Annotated in this window: 24 protein-coding genes; 13 read left to right on the top strand and 11 right to left on the bottom strand. The window is 74.6% G+C overall.

What is annotated here, in order from left to right; all coding sequences use genetic code 11:
* The first annotated feature begins 9 nt into the window (after window positions 1-9).
* The 9 genes from J4557_RS34190 (at window position 10) to J4557_RS34150 (ending at window position 10,472) form a co-directional block, all read left to right on the top strand.
* Entirely contained in the window at window positions 10-1,632 is a 1,623-nt protein-coding gene (locus J4557_RS34190; RefSeq protein ID WP_208270902.1) for a peptide ABC transporter substrate-binding protein, read from the top strand.
* A 6-nt stretch (window positions 1,633-1,638) separates the two neighbouring features.
* The gene (locus tag J4557_RS34185) at window positions 1,639-2,565 is read left to right on the top strand and encodes an ABC transporter permease (protein WP_208270901.1); all 927 of its coding nucleotides are present in this window, start codon (window positions 1,639-1,641) and stop codon (window positions 2,563-2,565) included.
* Between the two features lie 19 nt (window positions 2,566-2,584).
* Window positions 2,585-3,565, top strand: a complete 981-nt coding sequence (locus tag J4557_RS34180) for an ABC transporter permease (RefSeq protein WP_243776772.1) — start codon at window positions 2,585-2,587, stop codon at window positions 3,563-3,565.
* A gap of 7 nt (window positions 3,566-3,572) precedes the next feature.
* Complete coding sequence (locus J4557_RS34175; RefSeq protein WP_208270900.1) at window positions 3,573-4,607, top strand: ABC transporter ATP-binding protein; 1,035 nt, start codon at window positions 3,573-3,575, stop codon at window positions 4,605-4,607.
* On the top strand, window positions 4,591-5,610 hold the full coding sequence (locus tag J4557_RS34170) for an ABC transporter ATP-binding protein (protein ID WP_208270899.1): 1,020 nt from the start codon (window positions 4,591-4,593) through the stop codon (window positions 5,608-5,610). The genes J4557_RS34175 and J4557_RS34170 overlap by 17 nt, the downstream gene beginning before the upstream one ends.
* A 66-nt stretch (window positions 5,611-5,676) precedes the next feature.
* Window positions 5,677-6,537, top strand: a complete 861-nt coding sequence (locus J4557_RS34165; RefSeq protein WP_208270898.1) for a spermidine synthase — start codon at window positions 5,677-5,679, stop codon at window positions 6,535-6,537.
* A complete protein-coding gene (locus J4557_RS34160; protein ID WP_243776771.1) occupies window positions 6,538-7,497 on the top strand; it encodes an RNA polymerase sigma-70 factor in 960 nt (319 codons plus the stop codon).
* 18 nt (window positions 7,498-7,515) lie between these two features.
* On the top strand, window positions 7,516-8,289 hold the full coding sequence (locus J4557_RS34155; RefSeq protein ID WP_208270897.1) for an SDR family oxidoreductase: 774 nt from the start codon (window positions 7,516-7,518) through the stop codon (window positions 8,287-8,289).
* A 179-nt stretch (window positions 8,290-8,468) separates the two neighbouring features.
* Complete coding sequence (locus tag J4557_RS34150) at window positions 8,469-10,472, top strand: ATP-binding SpoIIE family protein phosphatase (RefSeq protein WP_208270896.1); 2,004 nt, start codon at window positions 8,469-8,471, stop codon at window positions 10,470-10,472.
* Window positions 10,473-10,490: 18 nt separating this feature from the next.
* On the opposite strand, the gene J4557_RS34145 is transcribed toward J4557_RS34150, so the two are convergent.
* The 5 genes from J4557_RS34145 to J4557_RS34125 form a co-directional block, all read right to left on the bottom strand.
* Window positions 10,491-11,666: a VldE C-terminal domain-containing protein gene (locus tag J4557_RS34145; RefSeq protein WP_243776770.1), complete on the bottom strand. Its 1,176-nt coding sequence runs from the start codon at window positions 11,664-11,666 to the stop codon at window positions 10,491-10,493.
* 113 nt (window positions 11,667-11,779) lie between these two features.
* Window positions 11,780-12,166, bottom strand: a complete 387-nt coding sequence (locus J4557_RS34140) for a DUF2267 domain-containing protein (protein ID WP_208270895.1) — start codon at window positions 12,164-12,166, stop codon at window positions 11,780-11,782.
* Between the two features lie 100 nt (window positions 12,167-12,266).
* Window positions 12,267-13,901, bottom strand: coding sequence for an ABC-F family ATP-binding cassette domain-containing protein (locus J4557_RS34135; RefSeq protein ID WP_208270894.1), 1,635 nt, complete (start codon window positions 13,899-13,901; stop codon window positions 12,267-12,269).
* Between the two features lie 201 nt (window positions 13,902-14,102).
* Window positions 14,103-15,071: a hypothetical protein gene (locus J4557_RS34130; RefSeq protein WP_208270893.1), complete on the bottom strand. Its 969-nt coding sequence runs from the start codon at window positions 15,069-15,071 to the stop codon at window positions 14,103-14,105.
* Between the two features lie 48 nt (window positions 15,072-15,119).
* A complete protein-coding gene (locus J4557_RS34125; RefSeq protein WP_243776769.1) occupies window positions 15,120-16,394 on the bottom strand; it encodes a cytochrome P450 in 1,275 nt (424 codons plus the stop codon).
* A gap of 198 nt (window positions 16,395-16,592) precedes the next feature.
* On the opposite strand from J4557_RS34125, the gene J4557_RS34120 reads away from it, so the two are divergent.
* Entirely contained in the window at window positions 16,593-16,850 is a 258-nt protein-coding gene (locus tag J4557_RS34120) for a hypothetical protein (protein WP_208270892.1), read from the top strand.
* Between the two features lie 60 nt (window positions 16,851-16,910).
* Here the strand turns inward: J4557_RS34120 and J4557_RS34115 are convergent, their stop codons facing one another.
* The 5 genes from J4557_RS34115 to J4557_RS34095 all read right to left on the bottom strand — a co-directional run bounded on the left by J4557_RS34115 (window position 16,911) and on the right by J4557_RS34095 (window position 21,449).
* Window positions 16,911-17,048, bottom strand: a complete 138-nt coding sequence (locus tag J4557_RS34115; RefSeq protein ID WP_243776802.1) for an acyl-CoA dehydrogenase family protein — start codon at window positions 17,046-17,048, stop codon at window positions 16,911-16,913.
* A gap of 48 nt (window positions 17,049-17,096) precedes the next feature.
* Entirely contained in the window at window positions 17,097-17,957 is an 861-nt protein-coding gene (locus J4557_RS34110; RefSeq protein WP_208270891.1) for a DUF4253 domain-containing protein, read from the bottom strand.
* A gap of 127 nt (window positions 17,958-18,084) precedes the next feature.
* Window positions 18,085-18,267: a hypothetical protein gene (locus J4557_RS34105; RefSeq protein WP_208270890.1), complete on the bottom strand. Its 183-nt coding sequence runs from the start codon at window positions 18,265-18,267 to the stop codon at window positions 18,085-18,087.
* A 12-nt stretch (window positions 18,268-18,279) separates the two neighbouring features.
* On the bottom strand, window positions 18,280-20,721 hold the full coding sequence (locus J4557_RS34100) for an ABC transporter permease (RefSeq protein ID WP_208270889.1): 2,442 nt from the start codon (window positions 20,719-20,721) through the stop codon (window positions 18,280-18,282).
* Complete coding sequence (locus tag J4557_RS34095; protein WP_208270888.1) at window positions 20,718-21,449, bottom strand: ABC transporter ATP-binding protein; 732 nt, start codon at window positions 21,447-21,449, stop codon at window positions 20,718-20,720. The genes J4557_RS34100 and J4557_RS34095 overlap by 4 nt, the downstream gene beginning before the upstream one ends.
* A 188-nt stretch (window positions 21,450-21,637) precedes the next feature.
* Here J4557_RS34095 and J4557_RS34090 point away from each other — a divergent pair, with 188 nt between their 5' ends.
* The 3 genes from J4557_RS34090 to J4557_RS34080 are packed head-to-tail and all read left to right on the top strand — an operon-like array spanning window position 21,638 to window position 24,026.
* Window positions 21,638-22,867 (top strand): sensor histidine kinase, encoded by a 1,230-nt coding sequence (locus J4557_RS34090; protein WP_208270887.1) that lies wholly within the window; start codon window positions 21,638-21,640, stop codon window positions 22,865-22,867.
* The gene (locus J4557_RS34085) at window positions 22,855-23,493 is read left to right on the top strand and encodes a LuxR C-terminal-related transcriptional regulator (protein ID WP_208270886.1); all 639 of its coding nucleotides are present in this window, start codon (window positions 22,855-22,857) and stop codon (window positions 23,491-23,493) included. The genes J4557_RS34090 and J4557_RS34085 overlap by 13 nt, the downstream gene beginning before the upstream one ends.
* Complete coding sequence (locus tag J4557_RS34080) at window positions 23,490-24,026, top strand: NUDIX domain-containing protein (RefSeq protein WP_208270885.1); 537 nt, start codon at window positions 23,490-23,492, stop codon at window positions 24,024-24,026. The genes J4557_RS34085 and J4557_RS34080 overlap by 4 nt, the downstream gene beginning before the upstream one ends.
* On the opposite strand, the gene J4557_RS34075 is transcribed toward J4557_RS34080, so the two are convergent.
* A complete protein-coding gene (locus J4557_RS34075) occupies window positions 23,974-25,308 on the bottom strand; it encodes an aminotransferase class I/II-fold pyridoxal phosphate-dependent enzyme (protein WP_208270884.1) in 1,335 nt (444 codons plus the stop codon). The genes J4557_RS34080 and J4557_RS34075 overlap by 53 nt on opposite strands.
* Between the last annotated feature and the right edge of the window lie 27 nt (window positions 25,309-25,335).

The raw sequence follows: 25,335 nt of genomic DNA, 5'->3' as shown, positions 1-25,335 counted from the left end.
AGGAGGAGCATGAGCAGCCTCAGGGACGCGGGCCCGCGCAGGGGCGCGCGGGGGAAGGCCGCGGCGCTCGCCGCGGTGGCGCTGGCGGCATCGCTCGGCCTGTCGGCCTGCGGCGGGAGCGGGAAGAAGAGCGACGGCGTGTTCACCGTCGGCCACTCCGAACCCGACCACCTGGTTCCGGGCAACACCACCAGCAGCTACTCCTTCGACGTGCTCAGCGGGCTGTTCGACAACCTGGAGGGCCTCACCAAGGACGGCAAGCCGTACAACCTGGCCGCCGAGTCCCTCACGACCACCGACCAGAAGATCTGGACGATCAAGGTCCGCGGCGGGCAGAAGTTCCACAACGGCGAGCCCGTCACCGCGGAGAGCTTCGCCGACGCCTGGAACAACGCCGCGTACGGGCCGAACGCCTACTCCGCCAACGACTACTTCTCGCACATCCAGGGGTACGACGCGATGAACCCCGAGGACGAGAAGGCCAAGCCGAAGGCCGACAAGCTCTCCGGCGTCCAGGTCGTCGACCCCTCGACCCTCAAGGTGACGCTCACCGCGCCGTTCAACCAGTTCCCGCTGCTGCTCACCTACCCGGCGTTCGCGCCGATGCCGAAGGCGGGTCTGCAGGACCTCAAGGGCTTCGACAACCACCCGATCGGCAACGGCCCGTACATGATGAGCGGGAACTGGGAACGCAACAGGCAGATCAAACTCGTGCCGTTCCCCGGTTACACCGGCCCGCGCAAGCCGAAGAACAAGGGCGTGATCTGGAAGAGCTACTCCAGCGCCGACAGCGCCTACACCGACCTGCGCGCCGGGAAGATCGACGTGCTGCAGACGATCCCGGCGGCGAAGGTGCCGGAGGCGAAGCGGCTGCTCGGCGACCGGTTCCTGCCCCGCAAGATGGGCACGATGGACTACCTCGGCTTCCCGCTGTGGGACAAGCGGTTCGCGAACCCGGACCTGCGCAAGGCCATCTCGATGGTCATCGACCGGCAGGGCATCAACAAGGCCGTCTACAACGGCGACTACTTCCCGGCCGACTCGCTGCTGCCGTCCATCATCGACGGGCACCGCGCGAACGCCTGCGGTGAGCTGTGCACCTTCGACCCCGCGAAGGCCAAGACGCTGTTCGACAAGGCCGGCGGGTTCAAGGGGACGATGGAGCTGTACTTCTCCAACGCGCAGCCCACGTACTACCAGTGGATGCAGATCGTCGCGAACTCGCTGAAGCAGAACCTCGGCATCCAGAACATCGAGTTCCGGCAGGTGCCCGCCTCCGACTACTTCTCGATGCTGAACAAGCGCGAGGAGAAGGGGCCGTACCGGCAGAACTGGGAGGCCGACTACCCGAGCGCCCAGAACTACCTCGAGAACATGTGGGCGTCGGACGCCAACCGCATGGGCTGGAAGAGCAAGGAGTTCGACGACCTGATCGCCAAGGCGAACAGCTCCGCCGACCACCAGCAGGCGCTGCAGTTCTACAACCAGGCCGAGGACGTCGCCATCCGCGAGATGCCGATGATCCCGCTCTGGACATGGGCGGGCCAGGGCGGCCGTTCCAGCAACGTCGACAACGTCACCATCACGGCGTGGTCGACCGGCCTGATCGTCAACGAAGTGACGGTGAAGTAACCGGCGATGTGGCGCTACGTCCTGCGGCGGCTCCTCCAGGCGATCCCCGTCTTCATCGGGACCACCCTGCTCATCTACGCGATGGTCTTCGCGTTGCCGGGCGACCCGATCCAGGCGCTCGCCGGGGACAAGCCCATCCCCGCGAACGTCCTGGCGACGCTGCGGGACCGCTACAACCTGAACGACCCGCTGCTGGTCCAGTACGGCAAGTACATGTGGGGCCTCGTCCAGGGCAACCTGGGGGAGAACTACGACGGCCAGAACGTCGCGGACATGCTCGGCGGCCGCTGGACGGTGACCGCGCAACTCGCGCTCACCGCCTGGATCTTCGAGCTGGTCATCGGCATCGCGCTCGGCGTCTGGGCGGGGCTCCGCCGCGGCAGGGTGGCCGACACCCTCGTGCTCGGCGGCACCACGCTGCTGATCGCGGTGCCGGTGTTCGTGCTCGGCTACACCGCGCAGATCCTGTTCGGGCTGCACTGGCAGATCTTCCCGACGGCGGGCACCGACGACGGCTGGCCGATGAGCTACCTGCTGCCCGGCATGGTGCTCGGCTCCCTCGGCCTGTCGTACGTGGCCCGGCTGACCAGGACGAGCCTCGCCGAGAACCTGCGCGCCGACTACGTCCGCACCGCCAACGCCAAGGGGCTGTCGCGGGCGCGGGTCGTCGGCCGGCACGCGCTGCGCAACTCGCTGATCCCCGTCGTGACCTACCTCGGCGTCGACTTCGGGAACCTGATGGGCGGCGCGATCGTGACCGAGGGCATCTTCAACCTGCCGGGCATCGGCCAGCAGGTGTTCCAGTCCATCCAGCTGAAGGAGGGGCCGGTGGTGGTCGGCGCGGTCACCGTGCTGGTGCTGATCTTCCTGCTGGTCAACCTGGTCGTGGACCTGCTGTACGGGCTGCTGGACCCGCGGATCAGGTACGAGTGACGAGCGACCCGGAGGGGCATTGAAGACGATCGACCCGGGCGCGGCCGACCCCGGCCCGCCGGGCGCGGAGCCGGAACCGGCGGACGCCGGGGCGGGCGCGGGCGCGCCGGGCACCGCCGCGGCGGCCGTCGCGGTCGCCGGCGGGGAGCTCGGCCGGGCGTCGCTGTGGGACGACGCGTGGCGCGACCTGCGGCGCCGCTGGATGTTCTGGGCGTCGTCGGCGTTCCTGCTGCTGGTGGCGCTGATGGCGGCGGTGCCGCGGCTGTTCACCTCGACGGGCGTGAACGAGGGCTGCGATCCGAACCACGCCAAGCTCGGCCCGTCCGGCGCGCACTGGTTCGGCACCGACCTCGCCGGCTGCGACTACTACGCGCACATCGTGCACGGCGCCCGGCCGACCCTGCTGATCGGCGTCGCGGTCACGCTGTTCGCGTTCGCCATCGCGCTGGTGTTCGGGATGCTGGCCGGCTACTACGGCGGTCTCCTGGACGCGCTGATCGCGCGGCTCACCGACGTGTTCTTCGGGCTGCCGTTCGTGCTCGGCGCGACCGTCATCCTGGTCGCCTTCCCGAGCCACGGGGTCGGCGCGATGACGCTGGTGCTGGTGCTGCTCGGCTGGACCACGATGATCCGGATCATGCGGGCGCAGGTCATCGCCGTCCGGGACGCCGACTACGTGCAGGCGGCGCGGCTGCTCGGCGCGTCCGACCGGCGGATCATGGCGCGGCACATCCTGCCGAACGCGATCGCGCCGGTGATCGTGGTCGCCACCCTCAACGTCGGCAACGTGATCGCGGGCGAGGCGACGCTGGACTTCCTCGGCGTCGGCCTGCAGTACCCGAAGGTGTCCTGGGGCCTGCAGCTGAACCTGGCGCAGGACTCCTTCGTCGACCACCCGCACCTGCTGATCTTCCCCGCGGTGTTCCTGTCCGCCACGGTGCTGAGCTTCCTCATGCTCGGCGACGCGGCCCGCGACGCCCTCGACCCGAAGCTGCGGTGAGCGCCCGATGACGACCGAGCTGACCGAAGACGTCCCGCGGGAACCGGCCGCGCCGCCGCCGCTGCTGGAGGTGGAGGACCTGCACGTCCTGTTCCGCGTGCGGGACCGCGACGTCCGCGCGGTGAACGGGCTGTCCTACACGCTCGGCGAGGGCGAGACCGTCGCGATCCTCGGCGAGTCCGGGTCGGGCAAGAGCGTGGCGGCGCAGGCCGTCATGGGCATCCTCGACATCCCGCCCGCGCGGATCACCGGCGGCTCGGTGCGGCTGCGCGGCGAGGAGCTGCTGGGGCTGCCCGAGCGGCGCCGCCGCGGCTACCGCGGCGACCGCATCTCGATGATCTTCCAGGACGCGCTGACCGCGCTGAACCCGGTGTTCACCGTCGGCGACCAGATCCGCGAGATGTACCGGGTGCACCGCGGGCTCGGCCGCAGGGCGGCCCGCGACAAGGCGGTCGAGCTGATGGAGCGGGTGCGGATCCCGTCCGCCGCGCAGCGGCTCGGCGACTACCCGCACCAGTTCTCCGGCGGCATGCGCCAGCGCATCATGATCGCGATGGCGCTGGCGCTGGAGCCGGACGTGCTCATCGCCGACGAGCCGACCACCGCGCTCGACGTGACCGTCCAGGCGCAGATCATGCGGCTGCTCGCCGCGCTGCAGGACGAGCTGCGGATGGGCATGGTCCTCATCACCCACGACCTCGGCGTCGTCGCCGGCGTCGCGGACCGGATCGTCGTCATGTACGCCGGGTCGGTGGCCGAGCAGGCGCCCGCCCGCGAGCTGTACGCGCGGCCCGCCCACCCCTACACGCGCGGGCTGCTCGCGTCGGTGCCGCGGCTGGACCGGCGCGGAGACGCGCTCGTCCCCATCAAGGGGGCGCCGCCGAACCCGGCCGCGCTGCCGCCCGGCTGCCCGTTCCAGCCGCGCTGCCCGCGCGCCGAGGCGCTCTGCGCCGCCGAGCGCCCGCCGCTGGTCACCGTCGCGCCCGGCCACGAGGCCGCCTGCCACTTCGCCGAGGAGGTGCACGGTGCCGGAGCCGAGTGAGAGCCCGATCCTGCAGGTCGACGGCCTGGTCAAGCACTATCCCGTCACCCGCGGCGTGGTGGTCAAACGCGCCGTGGGGCACGTCCGGGCGGTGGACGGCGTCGACCTGGAGCTGCGGCGCGGCGAGACGCTCGGCGTCGTCGGCGAGTCCGGCTGCGGGAAGTCGACGCTCGCCAAGCTGCTGCTGGCGGCCGAGCGCCCGACCGCGGGGACCGTCCGGTTCGACGGGCGGGACGTCTTCGCGCTGCCGCGCGGGGAGCTGCGCGCGCTCCGCCGCCGCATCCAGATGGTCCTGCAGGACCCGTACTCGTCGCTGAACCCGCGGATGACCGTCGGCGACATCGTCGGCGAGCCGTTCGCCATCCACCCGGACGCGGCGCCCAAGGGGGAGCGGCGCGCCCGCGTCCAGGAACTGCTGGAGCTGGTCGGCCTCGACCCCGACCACCTCAACCGGTACCCGCACCAGTTCTCCGGCGGGCAGCGGCAGCGCGTCGGCATCGCCCGCGCGCTCGCCCTGCGCCCCGACGTGATCGTCTGCGACGAGCCGGTCTCGGCGCTGGACGTGTCCGTCCAGGCGCAGGTCATGAACCTGCTCGCCGAGCTGCAGCGCGAGCTCGGGCTGGCGTACGTGTTCATCGCGCACGACCTCGCCGCGGTCCGGCACATCTCCGACCGGATCGCGGTCATGTACCTCGGCAAGGTCGTCGAGACCGGCGACGAGGAGCAGATCTACGAGCACCCCACGCACCCGTACACGCAGGCGCTGCTGTCGGCCGTCCCCGTGCCCGACCCGGACGCGCCCGGCTGGGCGGGGCAGATCCAGCTGGAGGGCGAGCCGCCGTCGCCGCTGGACCCGCCGTCCGGCTGCCGGTTCCGCACCCGCTGCTGGAAGGCCCGCGACGTCTGCGCGGAGGACGTCCCCGAGCTGGTGGAGCGCGACGGGTCCGCGCATCCGAGCGCCTGCCACTTCGCCGAGGAGCAGGCGCTCACCGAACAGGCCTGACGCCGCCAGGCGGTGCGGTCCCGACACCGGTCGGGACCGCCCGGGACGGTTCCGTAGGGTGGAGGCATGGCGCGCAAGGGCAGGCACGGTCCGCGGCCGGACAGGTTCACGATCGCGGGCGGCGAGGCCGAGCTGCTGCGCGACGCCGACCGCGACGGCGGCTGGATGCTGCTCGTCGGCGGCGTCCCGCAGTCCTACGTGGACCTGTCCGACCCCACCTACCTCGACTTCGAGTACATGCGGCTGATGGGCGACGTGGTCGACGCGCTCGGGCTGGAGGGCGAGGCGTTCGACGCGGTGCACATCGGCGGCGCCGGGTGCACCCTGCCCCGCTACATCGCCGCGACCCGGCCGGGGTCGCGGCAGATCGTCCTGGAGCCGGACGCCGAGCTGGTGCGGGTCGTGCGCGAGCGGCTGCCGGTGAAGGGCGTGCCGGGGCTGCGGATCCGCATCACCGACGGGCGCAGCGGCATCGCCGCGCTCGCCGACGAGGCCGACGACCTGGTCGTGATGGACGCCTTCGCCGAGGCGTCGATGCCGGTCGAGCTGGCGACCCGCGAGTTCGTGCTGGACGCGGCGCGGGTGCTGCGGCCGCGCGGGGTCTACCTGGCGAACGTCGCCGACGGGTTCCGGTTGCCGTTCGCGCGGCGCGTCGCCGCGACCGTCCGGTCGGTGTTCCCGCACGCGCTGCTGATGGGCGACCCGGGCGTGCTGCGCGGCCGCCGGTTCGGCAACCTGATCATCGCCGCGTCGCGCGGGCCGCTGCCGGTCGCCGAGCTGACCCGGCGCGCGGCCGGCGGCGTCGCGCGGGCCAGGATGGTGGCGGGCGACGACCTCGACGCGTTCTGCGCCGGCGCGGCGCCGCTGCACGACGGCGAGGAGATCGTCGCGCCCACCCCGCCGCCCCAGGTCTTCGGGAGGTCGTGAATGGAGGCCGGCGCAGCCGATCTGATGGACGAGGCGGGCCTCGCGGCGTTCGAGGAGCTGCGGCCCCGGCTGACGGGCCTGGCGTACCGGATGCTCGGCGAGGTGCAGGAGGCCGAGGACGCGGTGCAGGACGCCTACCTGCGCTGGAGCGGGACGGACCGGGCGGCCGTCGAGGAGCCCCGCGCCTGGCTGATCAAGGTCGTCACGAACCTGTGCCTCAACCGGCTCGCCTCGGCGCGGGCGCGCCGCGAGACCTACACCGGGCCGTGGCTGCCCGAGCCGGTGCCCGCCGGCGCGGACGGGCTCGGCGCGCGGGTCCTCGGGCCGCTGGAGACCGCCGAGCAGCGCGACTCGGTGTCGCTGGCCCTGCTGACGCTGATGGAGTCGCTCACCCCGGCCGAGCGCGCGGTCTTCGTGCTGCGGGAGGCGTTCGGGTACCGGCACCGCGACATCGCCGGGGTGCTGGACGTGACCGAGACCGCGAGCCGCCAGCTGCACCGGCGCGCCCGGCAGCGCGTCGCGTCCGCCGAACGGCGGTTCGCCCCGCCGGGCGAACGGTGGCGGCGGCTCGTCGAGCGGTTCCTGGACGCGGCGATCCGCGGCGACCTGGCCGGGCTCGAGGCGATCCTGGCCGAGGACGTCGTCGCCTGGTCCGACGGCGGCGGCAAGGTCTCCGCGGCCCGCAACGCCATCACCGGGCGGGTCCCGGCGGCGCGCTTCTTCGCCGGCGTCGCCCGCCGCGTGGTGGACCGGCCGGGGACGTCGCTCGAACCGTCGGTCGAGGAGGTCAACGGCGTCCCGGCGCTGGTCGTCCGGGTGGACGGGGAGCTCACCATGATCGCCGTGCTGGAGGCGTCCGGGGACCGGGTCACCGCCGTGCACGCCGTGCTCAATCCGGACAAGCTCGCATTCGCTGCCCGCGCGCTGTCACGCTCTGGGAGACTGCCCGGTCCCTCTTAGCGGACGAAGGAGGAGCCAATGATCATCGTGACCGGGGCGAGCGGGACGCTCGGCGCGCCCCTGACCCGCAGGCTGGCGGCGGCCGACGCCGCCGACGTGCGCGCGCTGAGCCGGCGCTCCAGGACGTCGGAGAACGGCGTGACCTGGCATCAGGCGGACCTCAAGACGGGAGACGGGCTCGGCGCGGCCCTCGACGGCGCCGACACCATCGTGCACTGCGCCAGCGACTGGCGGCACTACAAGGACGACCTGACCGCCGCCCGGAACCTCGTCGACGCGGCGTGGAAGCAGGGCGCGCCGCACCTGGTCTACATCTCGATCGTCGGCGTCGACAAGATCCCGTACCCCTACTACCGGATCAAGCACGAGGTGGAACGGCTCATCGAGGACTCGGGGCTGCCCTACACCATCCTGCGGGCGACCCAGTTCCACACGCTTCCCGCGATGGTGCTGGACGCCCTCACCAAGGTCCCCGGGCTCATGCCGCTGCCGTCCGGGCTGCGGATCCAGCCGGTCGACGCGGACGAGGTCGCCGGGCGGCTGGCCGACCTGGCGCTCGCGCCGGGGCCCGCCCGGCGCGTCGACGACATGGGCGGCCCCGAGGTGCTCACGCTCGAGGACATGGCCCGCGCCTACCTGCGGGCGCGCGGCAGGCGCGGTCTGCGGCTGCCGCTCCCGCTGTTCGGCAAGACGGCGCGCGGCTTCAAGGAGGGGCACCACCTCGCCCCGGACCGCAGGACCGGAAAGCGGACCTGGCAGGAGTACCTCGACGAACGGTGGCCGCGCCGCTGACCGGCGCCCCCGTCCGCCGGTCCGGAACCGGAGGACGGCCGTGCCGAGCGGGTCGCTCGCCGTCCGCCCGCGGAGCCCATTCGCGGCCGGCGGGCGGCGGCCCGCCGGAACGGAATTCCGGACCGATCTCCCATGCCGTATCGGCTCCATCCGGCGGCGCCATGTCCCATAATCGAGCGATGGAGTCGTCCACCCGAATTCTCATTCTCGGCACGGATTCCTCGGGGAGAATACTCCAGTCCGAGCGGAACGCCGCCGCCGTTCTCTCCGCGAATCCGGACGGCCTCCTGGGCGCCTGCATCGACGAGGTGATCCCCGGCGCGCGCGAGCCGCTGCTGGAGGCGGTGAAGCACGGGCGGGAGCGCACCGCGATGCTGGCCGTCGAGACCTCCGGCGGCGCCACCCTCGACGCGGTGGTCACCGTCCACCCGATGTACGGCGGCGAGCCCGGCGGCCTCGCCGCCCTCGCGGTCATCCGGGTCCCGGTGCCGCTCGCCGACCGGTTCGTCGACCCCGCCGTCATCCGCCGGGCGCTGCTGGACGACGGCTTACCCCGCATCGGCTCCACCCTCGACCTGGAACTGCTGGCGCGCGGGCTGATGGACGTCCTCATCCCGCACTTCTGCAATTCCGGCGCGCTGATGCTGCTGGAAAGCCATCTCGACGCCGAGGAGGCGCCCGCCGGCCCGACCGGGCCCCCGCTGCGCCGGATGGCGATCGGTTTCGACGACGGCGACCCCGCCTGGGACGCGGCGTTCCCGACCGGCGAGTCCGTCATCTACCCGGCGGGCACCCCGTACGCGCGGTGCATGGAGGCGGGCGAGCCGGAGCTGACCGCGCTCGGCGGCGAGGGCGCGGCGCGGCTCGCCGAGGTCTGGCACCGCCCGCCGGTCGCGGACCTGCTCAAGGGCTCGTCGCTGCTGCTGCTGCCGATCATGTCGGCGGCGGGGGTGCTCGGACTCTTCGTCTGCGTCCGCAACGCCGCGCACCGCCCGTTCGACCGCTACGACATCGAGATCGGGATGGAGTTCGCCGCCCGCGCGTCCGGCTATGTGGAGAGCGCCCGGCAGTACTCGCTGGAGCGGGCGACCGCGCTGACCCTGCAGCGCAGCCTGCTGCCGACCGGGCTGTCGGCGCCGTCCCCGATCGAGGTGCACCACCGGTACCTGCCCGGCAGCCGGCTCATCGAGGTCGGCGGCGACTGGTACGAGTCGATCGCGCTGCCGGGCGCGCGGGTCGCGCTCGTCGTCGGCGACGTCGCCGGGCACGGGGTGAAGGCGGCCGTCACGATGGGGCGGCTGCGCACCTCGATCCAGACCCTCGCCGAGCTGGACCTGCCGCCCGCCGAGGCGCTCGAGCGGCTGGACTCGCTGATGCGGACCCTCGGAGACCGCGAACCGCACTTCGCGACCTGCGCCTACGTCGTGTACGACGCGGTCAGCGGCCGGTGCGAGGTCGCCAGCGCGGGCCACCTGCCGCCGCTGCTGGCGCCGCCCGGTGCCGCGTCGCACTTCCTGGCGGTGCCGCCCGCACCGCCGCTCGGCGTCGGCGGCGACGGCCCGATCGTCAGCCGCGAGTTCACCGTCGAGGACGGGACGCTGCTGTTCCTGTACACCGACGGGCTCGTGGAGAACCGGGCCCGCGACATCGACGACGGCCTCGCCCGGCTGCAGCGCACCTTCGGGCCCGGCGCGGCGTCCCGGCCCCTCCGGGACCTGTGCCAGGACGCGCTCGACGGCGTCTACGACGACCAGCACCGCGATGACATCGCGATGCTGGTGGCGCGGCTGTGCCGGATCCCCGAGGACCACCACGCCACCTGGGAGCTGCCCGCCGAGCCGGCCGCCGTGCGGCGGGCCCGGGGCCTGGTCCGCGACCGCCTCGCGGGCTGGGGCCTGGACGAGCTGGCCGACTCCACCGTCCTGATGGTGTCCGAGCTGGTCACCAACGCGATCCGGCACGCCGGCGGCCGCGTCGGCCTGCGGCTGGTCCGCGAGGGCGGGCTGGTGTGCGAGGTGTTCGACTCCTCCGACGGCCGCCCGCGCGTCCGGCCCCAGGACGACGAAGGCGACATGCCGGAGACGGGCCGCGGGCTGCACGTCGTCGGGCGGCTCGCGCAACGCTGGGGAGTGCGCCGCACCGCCGACGGGAAATCCGTCTGGTGCGAGCAGGAACTGCCCTGACCGCGGCTTTCCCGGCCGCTACCGCAGCACCGAGATGTGCACGTGGTCGTAGTGGTTCTGGGTGATGCCGCCCCGGTCCGCCATTGGACGCCATCCGCCGCCCCGCACATTCCAGATGTGCTGTTTCCAGATCACGTAGGAAATGCCGAGCCGCCGCGCGTTCGCGACCGCGTACGCCGCGACCTCGTCGCCGTGCCGCCGCGCCGGCGTGCTCGGCATCCGGCCGCCGGTGCCCTCCATGAAGTCGCAGGCGCGGCCGTCGCCGTGGTCCTGCGGGTCGCCGGTGGAGCGGTAGCAGCCGATCGTCGGGAACGGCCCGAACATCCCGTTGACCTCCAGCAGCACCGCGCGCATCGTCGGGGTCATCAGGTTGCCGGTGATCGGGGTGCGGGCAGGCGGCGCCCCGTCCGGGCGGCCGGTCATCCGCGGGGCGCTCTTCGGCGCCGCGGCCCTGCCGGGTGACGACGGGGCGTTCAGCGCGGCGATCCGCGTCCCGCGCGGCAGGATCCGCTTCAGCCGCCGGCTCAGCGCGCGGATGTCGGTTCTGGGCGCGCTGAGCAGAAGGGCGTTGCCGTCGGGCATGCCGAGCGCCTGGGCCTGCGCGTGCGAGACGACGGCGTCGACGCTGCCGATGCCGAGCGACGCGTACGCGCCGACCCGGACCCGCCCCGGGTGCGCGCTGCTCCCCGCCGGCACGACCGTGCCGAGCGGGAACGCGCCGTCCTGCCCGAGGGCGAACGACAGGGCGGCCCCGCCGGACGCCACCGTCCGCCAGAGCTGGTCGGACGCGGCGGTCGCCTCGGGCGCGAACGCCCGGAACGACGACGGGTCCACGCCGAGCAGCCCGACGCGGTGCCCGCCGACCTGCGCGCGGGCCGCGTCCACGACGGTCATCCCGGTGACCCCCTTGAGCCGCCGGGCACGCGCGAGGGCCCGCTCCGGCAGCGGCGCGGGCCCGGCGACCAGGAGGTGCGGGGTGTAGCGGCGGGTCAGCGGGGCGACGGCCGGCACCGCCGGCGCGCCGGCCTTGGCGACCGACACCAGGTCGCGGGGCGGCCGCTCATGCCCGCCGCCGTCGGCCCGGCCCGTCGCGAGCACCCAGGCGTCGGCGCCGAGGGTCAGCGCCACCGCCGCCGCGACGATCCCGGGCAGCGTCCTGCCGCGCCCGCGCGGCGTGCCGCCCTGCCCGCGCATCGAGCCGCCCCCGTCCCCTCGGTCCCTCGCGGCATCGTAGAGGACGCGGAGCGGCCGGCGCCGGGCGGCAGGTGCCGGCCGGTCAGTGCCTGCCGGTCACCGCCGCCCGGCGGTCAGTGCTGGACGGGCTGCGTGCCGAGCAGGTCGTCGTAGTCGTCCGGGAGCTGCGCCATGATGTGCTCGAACAGCCCCGGCTCGACCGACGCCTTGACGGCGGCCACCACCGCCCGCGCGTGCTGGCGGGCCTGCGGCGGCCGGGTGCCCTCGGTGTCGGCGACCCGCTCGTAGAACTCCTCCAGCCCGAAGCGCCGCCCGGGGCCCTCCTCCGGCAGCGCCTCGGCCAGCGCGGGCGGCAGCTGCGCGGCCAGATCGCGGCTCTGGCCGCCGGCCAGCCGCTCGCCGAGGACCGCGAGCGTGGCCTCGATCGCGCGCTCGGCGTGGTCGGCGGTGTCGATGCGCCCGGTCTCGCGGACGGCCGACACCATTTCGTGCTCCTTCATGATCCCCCCGAAGGTCGGCTCAGACGGTCACGGCCATGCGGACCCCGATACCCGCCGGTCAGTGGAGGCATTCATCCCGAATGTCCCACTCTGGTCCGGATCAGGCGGGGGCCGCGGCCTCCAGCAGCCGGCCCTCGGCGAGCCGCAGCCAGCGGTTCACCCCCACGTCGGCAAGGAACCGCTCGTCGTGGCTGACCACCACGAACGCGCCCTGGTAGGCGTTGAGCGCGCCGACGAGCCAGGCGGCGCTCGCCAGGTCGAGGTTGTTCGTCGGCTCGTCCAGGAGCAGCAGCTGCGGCGCCGGCTCGGCGCACAGCACGCACGCGAGCGTGGCGCGCAGCCGCTCCCCGCCGGACAGCGCGCCGACCCGCAGGTGCGCGCGGGCGCCGCGGAACAGGAACCGGGCGAGCAGGTTCATCCGCTCTGCCTCCGGCACGCCCGGCGCGAACGCGGCGAGGTTCTCCGCCACGGTGCGGTCCAGGTCGAGCAGGTCGAGGCGCTGCGACAGGTACGCGACGCGCCCGTCGGCCCGCCGCGCCGTCCCGTCGCCCTCGGGGGAGAGGTCGCCGCCGATCAGGCGGAGCAGGGTCGACTTGCCGGCGCCGTTCGGGCCGATCAGCGCGACCCGCTCGGGACCGCGGATCTCCAGGCTCGCGCCGGGCTCGGCGAAGACGGCCCGGTCCCCGTAGCGGACCCGCATGCGCTCGCCGAGGAACACCGTGCGCCCGGCGGGCACGGAGGTGGCGGGCAGTTCCAGGCTGATCGCCTGCTCGTCGCGCAGGGCGCGCTCCGCCTCCTGGAGCCGGGCGCGGGCGTCGCCGAGCCGCGCGGCGTGCGCCCCGTCGGCCCTGCCGGCCGACTCCTGGGCGCGCCCCTTGCGCGCACCGGCGAGGATCTTGGGCAGGCCCGCGTCCTTGAGGTTGCGCGCGGCGTTGCTCTGTCGGCGCGCCGCCCGCTCCCGGGCCTGCTGCATCTCGCGCTTCTCCCGCTTGACCTCCTGCTCGGCGCTGCGGACGTCCTTCTCCGCGGCCTCCTGCTCGATCCGCAGCGCCTCCTCGTAGGCGGTGAAGTTCCCGCCGTAGAAGCGCATCTCGCCGCGTTCCAGCTCGGCGATGCGGTCCATCCGGTCGAGCAGCGCCCGGTCGTGGCTCACCACCAGCAGGCACCCGTTCCAGTCCTCCAGGACGCCGTACAGCCGGTGCCGCGCGTCGATGTCGAGGTTGTTGGTCGGCTCGTCGAGCAGCAGCACGTCCGGCCGCTTCAGCAGCTGCGCCGCCAGGCCGAGCGAGACGACCTGGCCGCCGCTGAGCGTGTCCAGCCGGCGGTCCAGGGCGACGTCGCCGAGGCCCAGCCGGTCGAGCTGGGCACGGGTGCGCTCCTCGATGTCCCAGTCGTCGCCGATCACGGCGAAGTGCTCCTCGGCGGCGTCGCCGGACTCGATGGCGTCCAGCGCGCGGATCACCGGGGCGACGCCGAGGACGTCCGCGACCGTCAGGTCGCCGTCCAGCGGGAGCGTCTGCGGCAGGTAGCCGAGCACGCCCTCGACCGAGACGGTCCCGGCGGCCGGGCGGTGCTCCCCGGCGATCAGTTTCAGCAGCGTGCTCTTGCCGGCGCCGTTCGGCGCGACGAGGCCGGTGCGGCCGGCTCCGAGGGTGAACGACAGGTCCTGGAACACCGGGACGTCGCCGGGCCAGGAGAAGGACAGGCCGGAGCAGATGATGCGGGCATCGGACACGTGAGGGACCTCATGGGATGCGGCGGGCGTACCGGAGCCGCCCGTCAGGGGCAGGTAAGGGAATGGACGACGGCACGGCCACGTCGGCGGCGCTCGTCCGCGCGCACCGGTGGCCGATCACTTCCGGGATCACCCGGAGATGTCGTCGTCACCTGCCACTGCTGATCTCCCTCTGCGGATCACTCGTCCGGTCCCACTTTATCAGCGCGCGGCGCCCACCTGGCCGAGCAGCGCCGCGGTGGCGTCCTCAGCGAGGGCGCCGGGCAGGTCGGAGCCCATCCGGTCGGCGGCCGCCGCGCGCAGCCGGACGCCGGCCGCCGCGCTCGCGGTGGCCGCGGCGGCGGCGAGCACCACGGGCGGCCCGCTGCGGATGCCGTCGCGGCGCGCCATGGCGCGGGCCGCGACCGCCGCGAGCGCCACCCGGGGCGCCAGGCCCTGGGGCGAGGTCCGCGGCGGGACGGACGGGAGCTTGTCGATCCCCATCTCGGCCACCGTGAACAGGCCGTTCAGCGCCTTGACGGCGGGATGGGAGAGCCGTCCGGACAGCCCCGGGTAGTAGCGGCGCGAGCGCAGCGCCAGCGCGCTGAGCCCGGCGGAGCTGCGGCAGCCGGTGGCCGCGCCGAGCGCGGCGGCCCGCATCAGGGCGCCGCGGGACGGGCGGTCGGGCGCCGGCTGCCGGAGGGCCATGCGCTCCTCGTCGGCGCGGAACATCGCACGGAGCGCGGAGTGCGTCGTGATCCCGTACACGAGGTGCGGGATCGCGTCGGACGCCCAGTCCGTCCCGGTCCAGGCGCGCGGATCGGAGATCCCCAGCCGGGCGATCGGCAGGTCGGAGGCCGCCATCGCCGCCGCGCCCAGCAGCGGCCCGCCGATGACGGCGGGCAGCCGGATCCCGGCGGCGCGCAGCGCTCCGGCCACCGCGCCGACCGCCATCCCGGTGAAGGTGCCGCTGAGCGCGCCGAGGCCCTCCAGCCGGTTCGCTTGCTCCAGCTCGCCGCCGGGCAGGCGCACTCCGGCGCGGTCGGTCAGCGCGCCGGCGACGGCGGTCGGCGTCCCGCTCGCCGGGCGGCCCCGTATCGCCATGTCCGCTTCGGTCGTCGCGTTGAGCGCGGTCGTCCCCGCGGCGCCGGCCGCCATGCCGCGCAGGACGCCCTTCATTAGTGAGGTCACGCCCCGGCACTACCCGCGCTGTTGGCGATTACCCGCGCGCCCGTGCGCTCAGCCGAGATGCACCGGCAGCGAGTTGACGCCGTAGACGATCGACAGCTTGCGGTAGCTCAGCTTGTCCGGCTCCGCCGCGAGCCGCAGGTCCGGGAAGCGGCGGACGAGCGCGGGGTAGGCGGCGCGCAGCTCCATCTTGGCCAGCTCCGCGCCGATGCAGCGGTGCGCGCCCCAGCCGAACGCCAGGTGCGGCGGGGTCTTGCGGCCGGCGTCGAAGCGGTCCATGTCGGGGCCGAGCGCGGGGTCGCGGTTGGCCGCCGACAGCGAGATCAGCACCACGTCCCCTTCGGCGATGCGCACCCCGTCGACCTCGGTGTCCTTGCGCGCGAACCGCGGGAACGCCAGCTGCACCACCGTCAGGTACCGCAGCAGCTCGTCGACGAACGGGACGATCGCCTCGTCGTCGTCGTGCACCCGCTGGAACTGCTCCCGGTCGCGCAGCAGCACGATCGAGCCGAGCGCGAGCATGCTCGCCGTCGTCTCCAGGCCGCCGGTGAGCACGCCGTCGGAGAGCCCGGCGATCTCCAGGTCGTCGAGCTCGTCGCCGTGCTCGCGGATCAGCATGCCGATCAGGCCGGGGCCCGGCTCGACCCGCTGCCGGCGGACGACCTCGAGCAGGTAGTCCATCGACTCGGAGATCGCGCCCACCGACGCGCTCGCGCCGCCGAACAGGTCGAACCGGGCGCTGCTCAGCCGCTGGAAGTCGCTGCGGTCGTGGTGGGAGACGCCGAGCAGCTCGCAGATCGTCAGCAGCGGGACGGGCAGCGCGAACGACTCCATCAGGTCGACGGGGCCGGTCATGTCCGCCATCGCGTCGAGCCGCTCCTCCACGATCGTGTGGATCAGCGGGGTGAGCCGGCTCAGCCGGCGCATGGTGAACTCCGGCGTCAGCAGCTTGCGCCGCCGGGTGTGCACGGGCGGGTCGGAGAACCCCAGCCCGCCGGGCGTGAACCCGGCCGGGACGTCCACCTTGCCGACGAGGTTGGACAGGTCGTTGCTGAACGAGTCCGCGTCCGCGAGGACGGCCTTGGCCTCCTCGTAGCCGGTCACCAGCCAGACGCCGAAACCGAACGGGAGCGGCAGCTTGCTGACGCGCCGCGCCTCCCGGATCTCGGTGAGGTCGCTCACCGGGTCCAGGCCGTCGCGGCGCAACGGCGCCAGCGTGGAGTTGGGCAGGAACCGGATCGACTCGAGATTGAAGCCGGCACGCTGCTTCCTGGCGATGTATCCCCGTACAAGCCACTTGGCCGCGCGTGCCCCGACATTCGCCATGATCGCAGGTTATTGATCAGAAGCGCACATCGCACCTCCGTGCAGGATCTAAAACATCACATCTTTGAGTCGGCGGCTGCCAGATCCTGCCTTGTGTCCGGTTCATGCCGGTTTGCGACCCTTGGGGTGTTGCGGTCGAATGGCGCCGGGACGGGGCGGGTAGGACGGTGACCGCAAGCCGGAGACAGGGGGGAAGCCATGGCCGGCAAGAAGATGGAAGGGAACGTGGAGCAGCGCCGGAAGGCCGCCCGCGAGGCCAGGGAGCAGGGGAAGGCCCCGAGCGCCCGGAACGTCACCACCGGCGCGTCCAAGCAGCCGCATTCGGCGCCGAAGCACCAGCCGCACCACCACGCCGAGCGGCTCGACCGCATTCACCGGGGCAAGCAGCAGGACACCTCGCCCGCCCCGAAGCCGGGCTACGGCGAGCCGGCGTCCAAGAGGCGCCGCCAGGGCTGAGGCCGCACCGGAGCGCGCCCGGCCACGGCCGGCGGTCCCGGCCGGCCGTGGCGGCGCGGGTCAGAGGCCGGCGCCGCGGCCGATGATCCTCTTCATGATCTCGTTGGAGCCGGCCCGGATCCGGGTGACGCGGGCGTCCGTCCAGGCGCGGGCCACGGGTCTGCCGCTGGTACCGCCCTGAGGGGCCGCGCTCGCCAGAGGAGATCGGCGCGCTGACCGCCCACCCGCCGCTGCGGATGCTCGGCGCTAGTCCCACCAGAACGACCAGTGCGTCTTGCCCCGGATCTCCTCGGCGTAGCCGGCGAGGGTGCCGGGGCCCTGGAAGAGGATGTCGGGGCAGAACGCCCAGTGCTCCGCCGCGACGTGCACCGCGTGGCGGGTGGTCACGGGCGGGGCGGCGACGCTCAGCTCCAGCGTGTTGAACCCGAGCCCGACGACGCGCGCGCCGAACCGCTCCTCCCAGCCGCGCAGGACGGCGGCGAGCGGCGCGGTCCACTCGTTGTGGTTCAGCGCGCCCTGCCAGCCGACCGCGGCGATCGCGTCGGCGCCGCGCTCGACCGCGACCAGCCCGAGGGACGGCTCGCGCGCGCCGAGGGCGCGGGCGTACCGGTCGGCGACGGCGTCCGGGTCGTCCAGCAGGGTGCCGGCGGGGGCGGGGCCGGGGCAGTGCCGCCCGAACGGGGCGAGTTCGTCGTGGTCGTCGTCGGCGGCCTGCTCCGCCCAGTCGGCCCACACCTCGTACAGGAACGCGTCGGGCGAGTAGTTGCCGATCTCCGCCACCGGCTCCGGCGCGATCTGGCCGGACGCCCACGGCTGGTCGGTCTCGTCGAGGAGCAGCGGCCACAGGCCGGACCGGGAGTGCTCGGCGCGAAGCCGGCCCCACAGCTCGCCGTGCACGGGCTCGTCGCTCAGCCAGAAGGCGGGCCGCATCAGCAGCTGCCGCTGCGGGTAGCCGGGGTCCGGCCACACCACGTCCCCTTCGGGGAGCGGCACCGACAGCGTCCGCCCGGCGGCGCCGTCCGCGCCCGGGCCGGCGCCGTCCGCGCCGTCGGCGAACAGCTGCGGGAGGTTGCCCGGCAGGTGCCGCCGGATCTCGACATCATCCATTTCACGCCGTTCCGGTACAGAGCATGCCAACGGGATCTTGGCACTCCGAGATGGTAACGGCGGTGCGGGCCGCCCGGGGGACGAGCGGAGGGTTCGGCCGGCCGGGGGCGGCCCGCGCGCCGGGGGGTCAGCGTTCCCGGCGGCGGCCGCGCAGGAGGTGGTCGAGGACGACGGCGACGACGCCGAGACCGGTGAGGACGCTGACCGGGATCTCCAGCCAGGTGCCCTTCAGCGTGAGGTTGGAGACCACGTTCACGGCCAGGAGGAGGCCGAACAGGGTCCAGCGGGCGGTAGTGCCGGTGCCGTTCATGGTGTGCGCCTTTCAGTGGATTCTCGGGGAGGTGCGCCGGCGGAGCATCGCCCGGGCCGGCAGGAGGACGGCGGCGGCGCCGGAGCCCGCCACGGTCGCGAGGATCGCCGCGCAGGTCACCGGGGACACCGCGGGCAGCGGCAGTCCGGTGACCGCCGTCGCGAACGCCGGGACGACCACGGCGACGATGAGGGAGCCGGCGGCGGCGCCGGTGCCGAGCACGATGAGGGCCTCCAGCCGCAGCATCCGCAGCACCTGGCGGCGGGTCGCGCCGACGAGCCGCAGCAGCGCGAACTCGCGGCGCCGCGCCCCGGTCGCCAGCGCCAGCGTCGTGACGAGCCCGATGACGATGAACCCGGCGATCGCGCCGACGACGACGTAGTTGATGAAGCCCTGCAGCCTGGTCTCGTCCGACAGCCGCGCGCCGAAGGCGTCGCGGCCGACGGCCTGCGCGCCCAGGTACGCCGCCGTGACGGACCGGAGGTCGGCGTGCCCGCGGACGAGGACGTGGTCGTCGAGCGACGTGGACGAGTGCGCGGCGACCAGGTCGTAAGGGAGGAGGACGTCGCCGAAGCCGAGCCCCCGCTCGTACACCGCGACGACCCGCGCGTCGATCCGCGTGCCGTCGCCCAGCCACAGCGGCGCGGTGGAGCCGACGTGGAGGCCCGCCGCGACGTCGCGGCTGAGCGCCACCGCGTTGCCGCGCAGCGCGCCGAGCCTGCCCGAGGCGACCTTCGGGTCCATGGTGGCGGCGGCGTCCGCGCCGACGCCCTGGGCGGTCAGCGACCGCAGGTTCTTCTCGCCCAGTTCCTTGACGGCCATGACGACCGTGGTGCGCTTGACGGGCGTCGCGGCGGTGACGCCCGGGACGCGCCGCGCGGCTTCCGCCGCGCTCTGCGGCAGTCCCGGCCCGCTTGCCACGATGACCTGGTCGGCCCGGTTCCCGGCGGCGAACTGCGCGGTGGTCGCGTGGGCGATCGTCGACTGGGCGAAGAGCTGGACCCCGGCGAACGCGACGGCCAGCGTGACCGGCGTCATGATCGAGCCGGCGCGCAGCGCGGCGGCGCTCGCGGCGTGCCGGGCGAGCCGCCCCGCGACCGGGGACAGCGCGGCGGCGGCGCGTCCGAGGACCCGCTCGCCGGCCCGGGCCAGCAGCGGCCCGAGCAGCGCGACGGAGACGACCAGCGCCATGACCAGCCCGCCGAGCGAGGCGCTCGCGGTCGGCCCGGTCGTGACCGCCGCGACCCCGAGCGCGTTCGCGCCGGCGACGAGGAGGACGATGCCGGTGACGACGCGCCAGCGGGGCAGCCGGGGCGGCTCGGCGGCCGACTCGCCGAGGGCCTGCACCGGACGGATCCGGGAGACGCGCAGCGAGGCGAGCAGCGCGGACGCGGTCGCGGCGAGGACCGTGACGGCGAGGGCGGCCAGCGCCGGCAGCGGGGTGAGCGAGAGCCCGAACCCGTCCGGGAGCACGCCCTCGCGGACCATCGCGGCGTGCATGGCCGCGCCCGCGCCGAGCGACAGGACGCCGCCGATCAGCCCGGCCGGAACGGCGGCGCGCGCCGTCTCGCGGACGAGCCGCCCCCGCACCTGCCAGGGCGTGGCGCCGACCGCGCGCAGCAGCGCGAACTCCCGCCCCCGTTCCCGCACCGACAGCACGATCAGCCCGCCGACGACGACCAGCGCGGTCATGACGGCGACGCCGCCGAACGACCCCGCGATCTCCACGATGTCGGGCCTCGCGGCGGCGACGGCGCGGTCCTCGGCGTCGCCGCGCGCCGCGCCGGTCGCGACGGTCAGGCCGGGCGCCGCCTTGCGCAGCTCGCCCGCGTCCGGTTTCCCGCGGGTGAGCACCGCCAGGGCGTCCGCCTGCCCGGGGTGCCCGTTCAGCGCCGCTGCGGTCGCGGTGGTGAAGAACGCCGCCGCGGGTCCGGACGACACCAGTCCGGTGACCCGGTACGCGCGGGGCGCGCCGCCGGCCTGCAAGCGGACGGTCGAACCCGCCCGCACACCGGCCGAACGGCTCAGCACGACCTCGTCCGGCCCCTGCGGCGCCCGGCCCTCGCTCAGCTTGAAGGGGCGCAGCGCGGCGGACTCCCAACCGTGGCCCGTCACCGCGCGCCCGGTGGACGTCAGGACGGGGAACGACACGTCCGCGACCACCGCCCGGACGCCCGGCACCGACCGCAGTGCCCCGGCCGCCGCGACCGGGACCCGCGCGCGCTCGGCGAGGGGCCTGCTCTGCGTCTCCGGATCGTCGCCGACCCGCTTCATCCGCTGGGTGACGTTCTGCGGGCCCGTCACGACCGCGTCCGCCGCGGCGTACCGGTCCACCGGCGCGTGCGCCCGCAGTGCCGACTCCAGCAGCACCCCGCACGCCCCGACCAGGACCGCCGCGAACAGCAGTGCCGCGAAGACGCCCGCGAACGCGCCCTTCCCCTCCAGCCTCCTCACAGCGACTCCCACCGGTTCATCACGGCCGCGACGGACGGCGCGAACAGCTCGTCGACGATCCGGCCGCCGTTGAGGAACAGCACCGAGTCGGCGTTCGCCGCGGCCAGCGGATCGTGGGTGACCAGCACGACCGTCTGCCCGGTCAGGTCGGCGGCCTCGCGCAGCAGCCGCAGCACGTCGCGCGCCGACCGCGGGTCGAGCGCGCCGGTCGGCTCGTCGGCGAACACCACCTCGGGACGGGTGATCAGCGCCCGGGCGACCGCGGCGCGCTGCTGCTGCCCGCCCGACAGCTCCGCCGGGCGGTGCCGCAGCCGGTCCGCCAGCCCGACCCGGCGCACCACCTCGTCCAGCCACGCCGGGTCGGGCTCGGTGCCGCCGAGCCGCAGCGGGAGCGTGATGTTCTGCTCCACGTCCATGGACGGGATCAGGTTGAACGCCTGGAACACGAACCCGATCCGCTCGCGGCGCAGCCGGGTCAGCTTCGCCTCGCCGAGCCGGCCGAGGTCGGTTCCGGCGATCCGCACCGTCCCGGCGGTCGGCCTGTCCAGGCCGGACGCGCAGTGCAGGAACGTGCTCTTGCCCGAGCCCGACGGGCCCATCACCGCCGTGAACCCGCCGCGCGGGAACGTCCAGGTGACGTCGTCCAGCGCCCGCACCGCGCCGTAGGTCCTGGTGACCGACTCCAGGCGCACCGCCACCGCGGTCGCTTCGGCCGTCATCGTCGTCATGCTCGCCCTCCGTGGGAAACCCGCTCTCACCAGGACGAACCTAGGTTCCAGGGCGGTCCGGCCACATCGGTGCGCACTCCCCGATCGATGGTGTAGCGGGCTACACCATCGGCAGGGGACCTGGCCCGGGTGCGCCTCGCTGCGCGCTCGCATAGCGTGGGCCGAGAGGCGACATGACAAGGGCACAGATGAGCGTGACGGCGGCGCTGCGGCGCAGCGCGGAGGCGACGGGCCGCCTGGTGGGCGCGCTGCGCATCACCGTGCCCGCGCTGTTCGGCGTGGCGCCCCTGCTCGTGTTCCTCGCCCTGCTGGTCGTCACGCTGCCGTGGCTGCCGGACGCGGTGAAGCCGCTGCGCGCGCTCGCGAACGCCGAGCGCCGCCGGGCCGGCCGGGTGCTCGGCCGCGAGATCCCCGAGCCGTACCCGTCCCGCGAGGACGCGGGCTTGGGGGAGGCGCGCCGGATCGTGCGGTCGCCGGCGCTGTGGCGGGACATCGCGTGGATGGCGGCGCACGGCTACACCGGCCTCGTGATGGCGGTGATGGCGGTCGGCCTTTGGCCGGCGATCCCGTACGCGGCGTCCATACCGCTGTGGTGGTGGGCCGCGCCGCAGGGCTCGGTGTCGGCCTTCGTGGACCTGTACACCTGGCCGCAGGCGCTCACGCTGCCGTTCCTCCAAGCGGGCCTGGACCTGGCGGCGCTGCTGTGGCTGGTGCCGCGGTTCGTGCGCTGGCAGGCCCGGCTGGCCGAGGTGCTGCTGCGCCCCACCCGGCGCACCAGCCTCACCGAGCGGGTGGAGGAGCTCACCGAGACCCGCGCCGAGGCGCTCGAGGCGCACGGCGCCGAGCTGCGCCGCATCGAGCGCGACCTGCACGACGGGACGCAGGCGCAGCTGGTCGCGGCCGCGCTGCGGCTCGGCCTCGCCGACCGCCGCTTCGACGCCGACCCGGCCGCCGCCCGCACGCTGTTCCTGGAGGCCAGGGACGGCGTGGAGGAGGCGCTGGCGCAGCTGCGGACCGTCATCCGCGGGGTGTACCCGCCGATCCTGTCCGACCGGGGCCTCGCCGGCGCCGTGCGCGCGCTCGCCGCCGGGCAGCACATCCCGGTCGAGATGGACCTCGACGAGGCGGGCCGCGCGCCCGCCGCCGTCGAGGCCGCCGCCTACTTCGTCGTCGCCGAGGCGCTCACCAACATCGCCAAGCACAGCGGCGCCCGCACCGCGTCCGTCACCGTCCGCCGCGAAGGGGCCCGGCTGCTCATCAGAGTGCGCGATGATGGCAAGGGCGGGGCCGACGCGGGCCGCGGCAGCGGCCTGGCCGGCATCCGCCGCCGGGTGGCCGCGCTCGACGGGACCACCCGCATCGACAGCCCCGACGGGGGAGGGACGACGCTGGAAGCGGACCTGCCGTGCGGATCGTGATCGCCGAGGACAACGTGCTCCTGCGCGAGGGCCTGGTGCTGCTGCTGACCTCCGACGGGCACGAGGTCGCCGCCGTCGCTGGCAGCGGCCCCGAGGTGCTGCCCGCGCTGCTGGAGCACCGGCCCGACGCCGCCGTCCTGGACGTCCGGCTCCCGCCCGGGTTCCGGGACGAGGGGCTGCGCGCCGCCGTCGAGGCCCGCAAGCGGATCCCCGGGCTCCCGGTGCTGGTGCTGTCGCAGTACGTGGAGGAGACCTACGCCGCCGAGCTGCTGTCCGGGGGCGCGGAGGGCGTCGGCTACCTGCTCAAGGACCGGGTCAGCCGGGTGGACGAGTTCCTCGACGCGCTCGCCCGGGTCGCCGCCGGCGGCACCGCGCTGGACCCCGAGGTCGTCTCCCAGCTGATGACCGCCCGCAGCGACCCGCTGCGGGCCCTCACGCCCCGCGAGCGGGAGGTGCTCGGGCTGATGGCGCAGGGCCTCGACAACGCGACGATCGCGACCACCCTCGTCATCACCGAGCGGTCGGTCAGCAAGCACATCGGCGCGGTGTTCGCCAAGCTCGGCCTGCCGCCCACCGACAGCGGCCACCGCCGCGTCCTGGCCGTCCTCGCCTACCTCAACTCATGACCGCCGCACCCGGACCCGCGCCCGCGCCCCGCGTCCGGCGGGCCGTCCGCGCGCTCCTGCTCGACGGCGGCGACCTGGTCCTGCTGCGCCGCACCGTGCCCGGCCGCGCCGTCTACTGGACGACCCCGGGCGGGAAGATCGAGCCGACCGACGCCGGTCCGGAGGCGGCGCTGCGCCGGGAGCTGGACGAGGAGCTCGGCGCGACCGCCGGTCCCGTCCGGCAGGTGTTCGCGTGCGCCGAGCAGCTCCCGGAACTGCACCGCCTCAACGTCTTCTACGTCTGCCGGCTCGTCACGATGGACCTGTCGCGCCGCCACGGCCCCGAGTTCGACGACCCGTCCAACGGACGGTACGACGTCGACCGCTTCCCCTGCACGCCGGCGGGCCTGGCGTCGGTCGACCTCATCCCGGAGACCCTGGCCGCCTATCTCCAGATGCACGCCGAGGACCTGCCGGGCCTCGTCCCCGGCGCCGCTCCGGTCAGTGCGGACGCGCCGCCAGCGCCACGAGGTCGGCCAGCTCCGCGACGCTGAGCGGGGCGCCGGGGAGGCGGCCGGTCGCGATCCGGACGTGGGCGTCCGCCGGGACGACCTGGTAGCGGCTGCCGGGGACGGCCGCGACCCCGTGCGCCGCGAGCGTGACCAGGGCCGCGGACTCGTCGGCGACCGGAACCCACAGCATCAGCCCGTCCCGGTTGCCGGTCCGGACGCCGCGTTCGGCGAGCGCGGACGCGAGGCCCTCGCGGCGTTCGGCGTAGGCGGCGCGGGCCCGGCCGACGGCCGCGACGGCCGCCGGGTCGGTCAGCAGGTGCGCCAGCGCGTCCTGCAGGATGCGGCTCGTCCAGCCGGTGCCGAAGCTGCGCAGGACGCGGACGCGCTCCACCGGCTCCGCCGCGCCGCCGATCACGGCGAGGCGCAGGTCCGGCCCGTGGGACTTGGAGTAGGAGCGGACGAGCACGGTGCGCTCGGGCAGGTGCGCGCCGACGCTGACCGCCGGCGAGGACGACACCTCGCCGGTGCCGTCGTCCTCGATGGCGAGGGTGTTGGTCGGGGCGAGCAGCTCGGCGAGGGCCGCCGCGCGGGCCGGGGTCAGCGCGTGCCCGCGCGGGGTGTGGGCGCGTGGCTGGTAGACGAACGCGGCGGGCCCGGTGGCGAGCGCCTCGGCGAGCGCGCCCGGCTCGGGGCCCTCGTCGTCGCAGGCGACCGGCACGACCTCCGCGCCCTGCGCCTCCAGGATGTCGAGCAGGCGGGCGCCGGTCGGGTCCTCGACGGCGACGCGGTCGCCCGGCACGGCGACGGTCTGGCAGACGAGCTGGACGCCCTCGTAGCCGCCGCCGACGGCGAGCATCCCCGCCGGCGGGAACGGCCAGGCGGGTTCGACGGCCGCGCGCAGCGCCGGCGTGATCGTCTCCCGGGTGTAGTCGTTGAGCCGCGCGGTGCGGGCGCCCGCGGCGAGCGCGGCGTCCAGCGGCGGCAGCAGCGCCGGGTCGGGCGCGGCGATCGCGAGGTCGACGGCCAGCCGGTTGCCGAACTTGCCGATCCGCTCGTAGCGGGCGGGGTGCGGGATGTCCGGCGGGCCGATCACGATCGTGCCGCGGCGCCGCTGCGCGCTGACGGCGCGGTGCCGGCGCAGCGTCGACCAGGCGTCGGCGACCGTGCCCGGGCTGACCCCGAGCTCGGCGGCCAGCCCCCGGACGGTCGGCAGCCGCGTCCCGGCGGGGAGCTCCCCGCTGCGGATCAGGGTGGTCATCGAGGCGGCGATGCCCCGGGCCGTGCGGTCCCCGATGCGCTCGGCCAGCCATGCCGCGTCGATCACGTGCCCTCCGCGCGAAACTTTGTGTAG

This window comes from Actinomadura nitritigenes (genome assembly GCF_017573545.1).
Taxonomy (GTDB): Bacteria; Actinomycetota; Actinomycetes; order Streptosporangiales; family Streptosporangiaceae; genus Spirillospora; species Spirillospora nitritigenes.
This window is presented reverse-complemented; position numbering and strand designations above follow the sequence as displayed.

Bases quoted from the DNA above. Each gene is read 5' to 3' on its own strand.
- J4557_RS34165 (WP_208270898.1), top strand. From the start codon at position 5,677: ATGGCGCGCAAGGGCAGGCACGGTCCGCGGCCGGACAGGTTCACGATC.
- J4557_RS34110 (WP_208270891.1), bottom strand. From the start codon at position 17,957: ATGGATGATGTCGAGATCCGGCGGCACCTGCCGGGCAACCTCCCGCAG.
- J4557_RS34095 (WP_208270888.1), bottom strand. From the start codon at position 21,449: ATGACGACGATGACGGCCGAAGCGACCGCGGTGGCGGTGCGCCTGGAG.
- J4557_RS34090 (WP_208270887.1), top strand. From the start codon at position 21,638: ATGAGCGTGACGGCGGCGCTGCGGCGCAGCGCGGAGGCGACGGGCCGC.
- J4557_RS34185 (WP_208270901.1), top strand. From the start codon at position 1,639: ATGTGGCGCTACGTCCTGCGGCGGCTCCTCCAGGCGATCCCCGTCTTC.
- J4557_RS34160 (WP_243776771.1), top strand. From the start codon at position 6,538: ATGGAGGCCGGCGCAGCCGATCTGATGGACGAGGCGGGCCTCGCGGCG.
- J4557_RS34140 (WP_208270895.1), bottom strand. From the start codon at position 12,166: ATGAAGGAGCACGAAATGGTGTCGGCCGTCCGCGAGACCGGGCGCATC.
- J4557_RS34155 (WP_208270897.1), top strand. From the start codon at position 7,516: ATGATCATCGTGACCGGGGCGAGCGGGACGCTCGGCGCGCCCCTGACC.
- J4557_RS34105 (WP_208270890.1), bottom strand. From the start codon at position 18,267: ATGAACGGCACCGGCACTACCGCCCGCTGGACCCTGTTCGGCCTCCTC.
- J4557_RS34080 (WP_208270885.1), top strand. From the start codon at position 23,490: ATGACCGCCGCACCCGGACCCGCGCCCGCGCCCCGCGTCCGGCGGGCC.
- J4557_RS34145 (WP_243776770.1), bottom strand. From the start codon at position 11,666: ATGCGCGGGCAGGGCGGCACGCCGCGCGGGCGCGGCAGGACGCTGCCC.
- J4557_RS34125 (WP_243776769.1), bottom strand. From the start codon at position 16,394: ATGGCGAATGTCGGGGCACGCGCGGCCAAGTGGCTTGTACGGGGATAC.
- J4557_RS34190 (WP_208270902.1), top strand. From the start codon at position 10: ATGAGCAGCCTCAGGGACGCGGGCCCGCGCAGGGGCGCGCGGGGGAAG.
- J4557_RS34150 (WP_208270896.1), top strand. From the start codon at position 8,469: ATGGAGTCGTCCACCCGAATTCTCATTCTCGGCACGGATTCCTCGGGG.
- J4557_RS34175 (WP_208270900.1), top strand. From the start codon at position 3,573: ATGACGACCGAGCTGACCGAAGACGTCCCGCGGGAACCGGCCGCGCCG.
- J4557_RS34120 (WP_208270892.1), top strand. From the start codon at position 16,593: ATGGCCGGCAAGAAGATGGAAGGGAACGTGGAGCAGCGCCGGAAGGCC.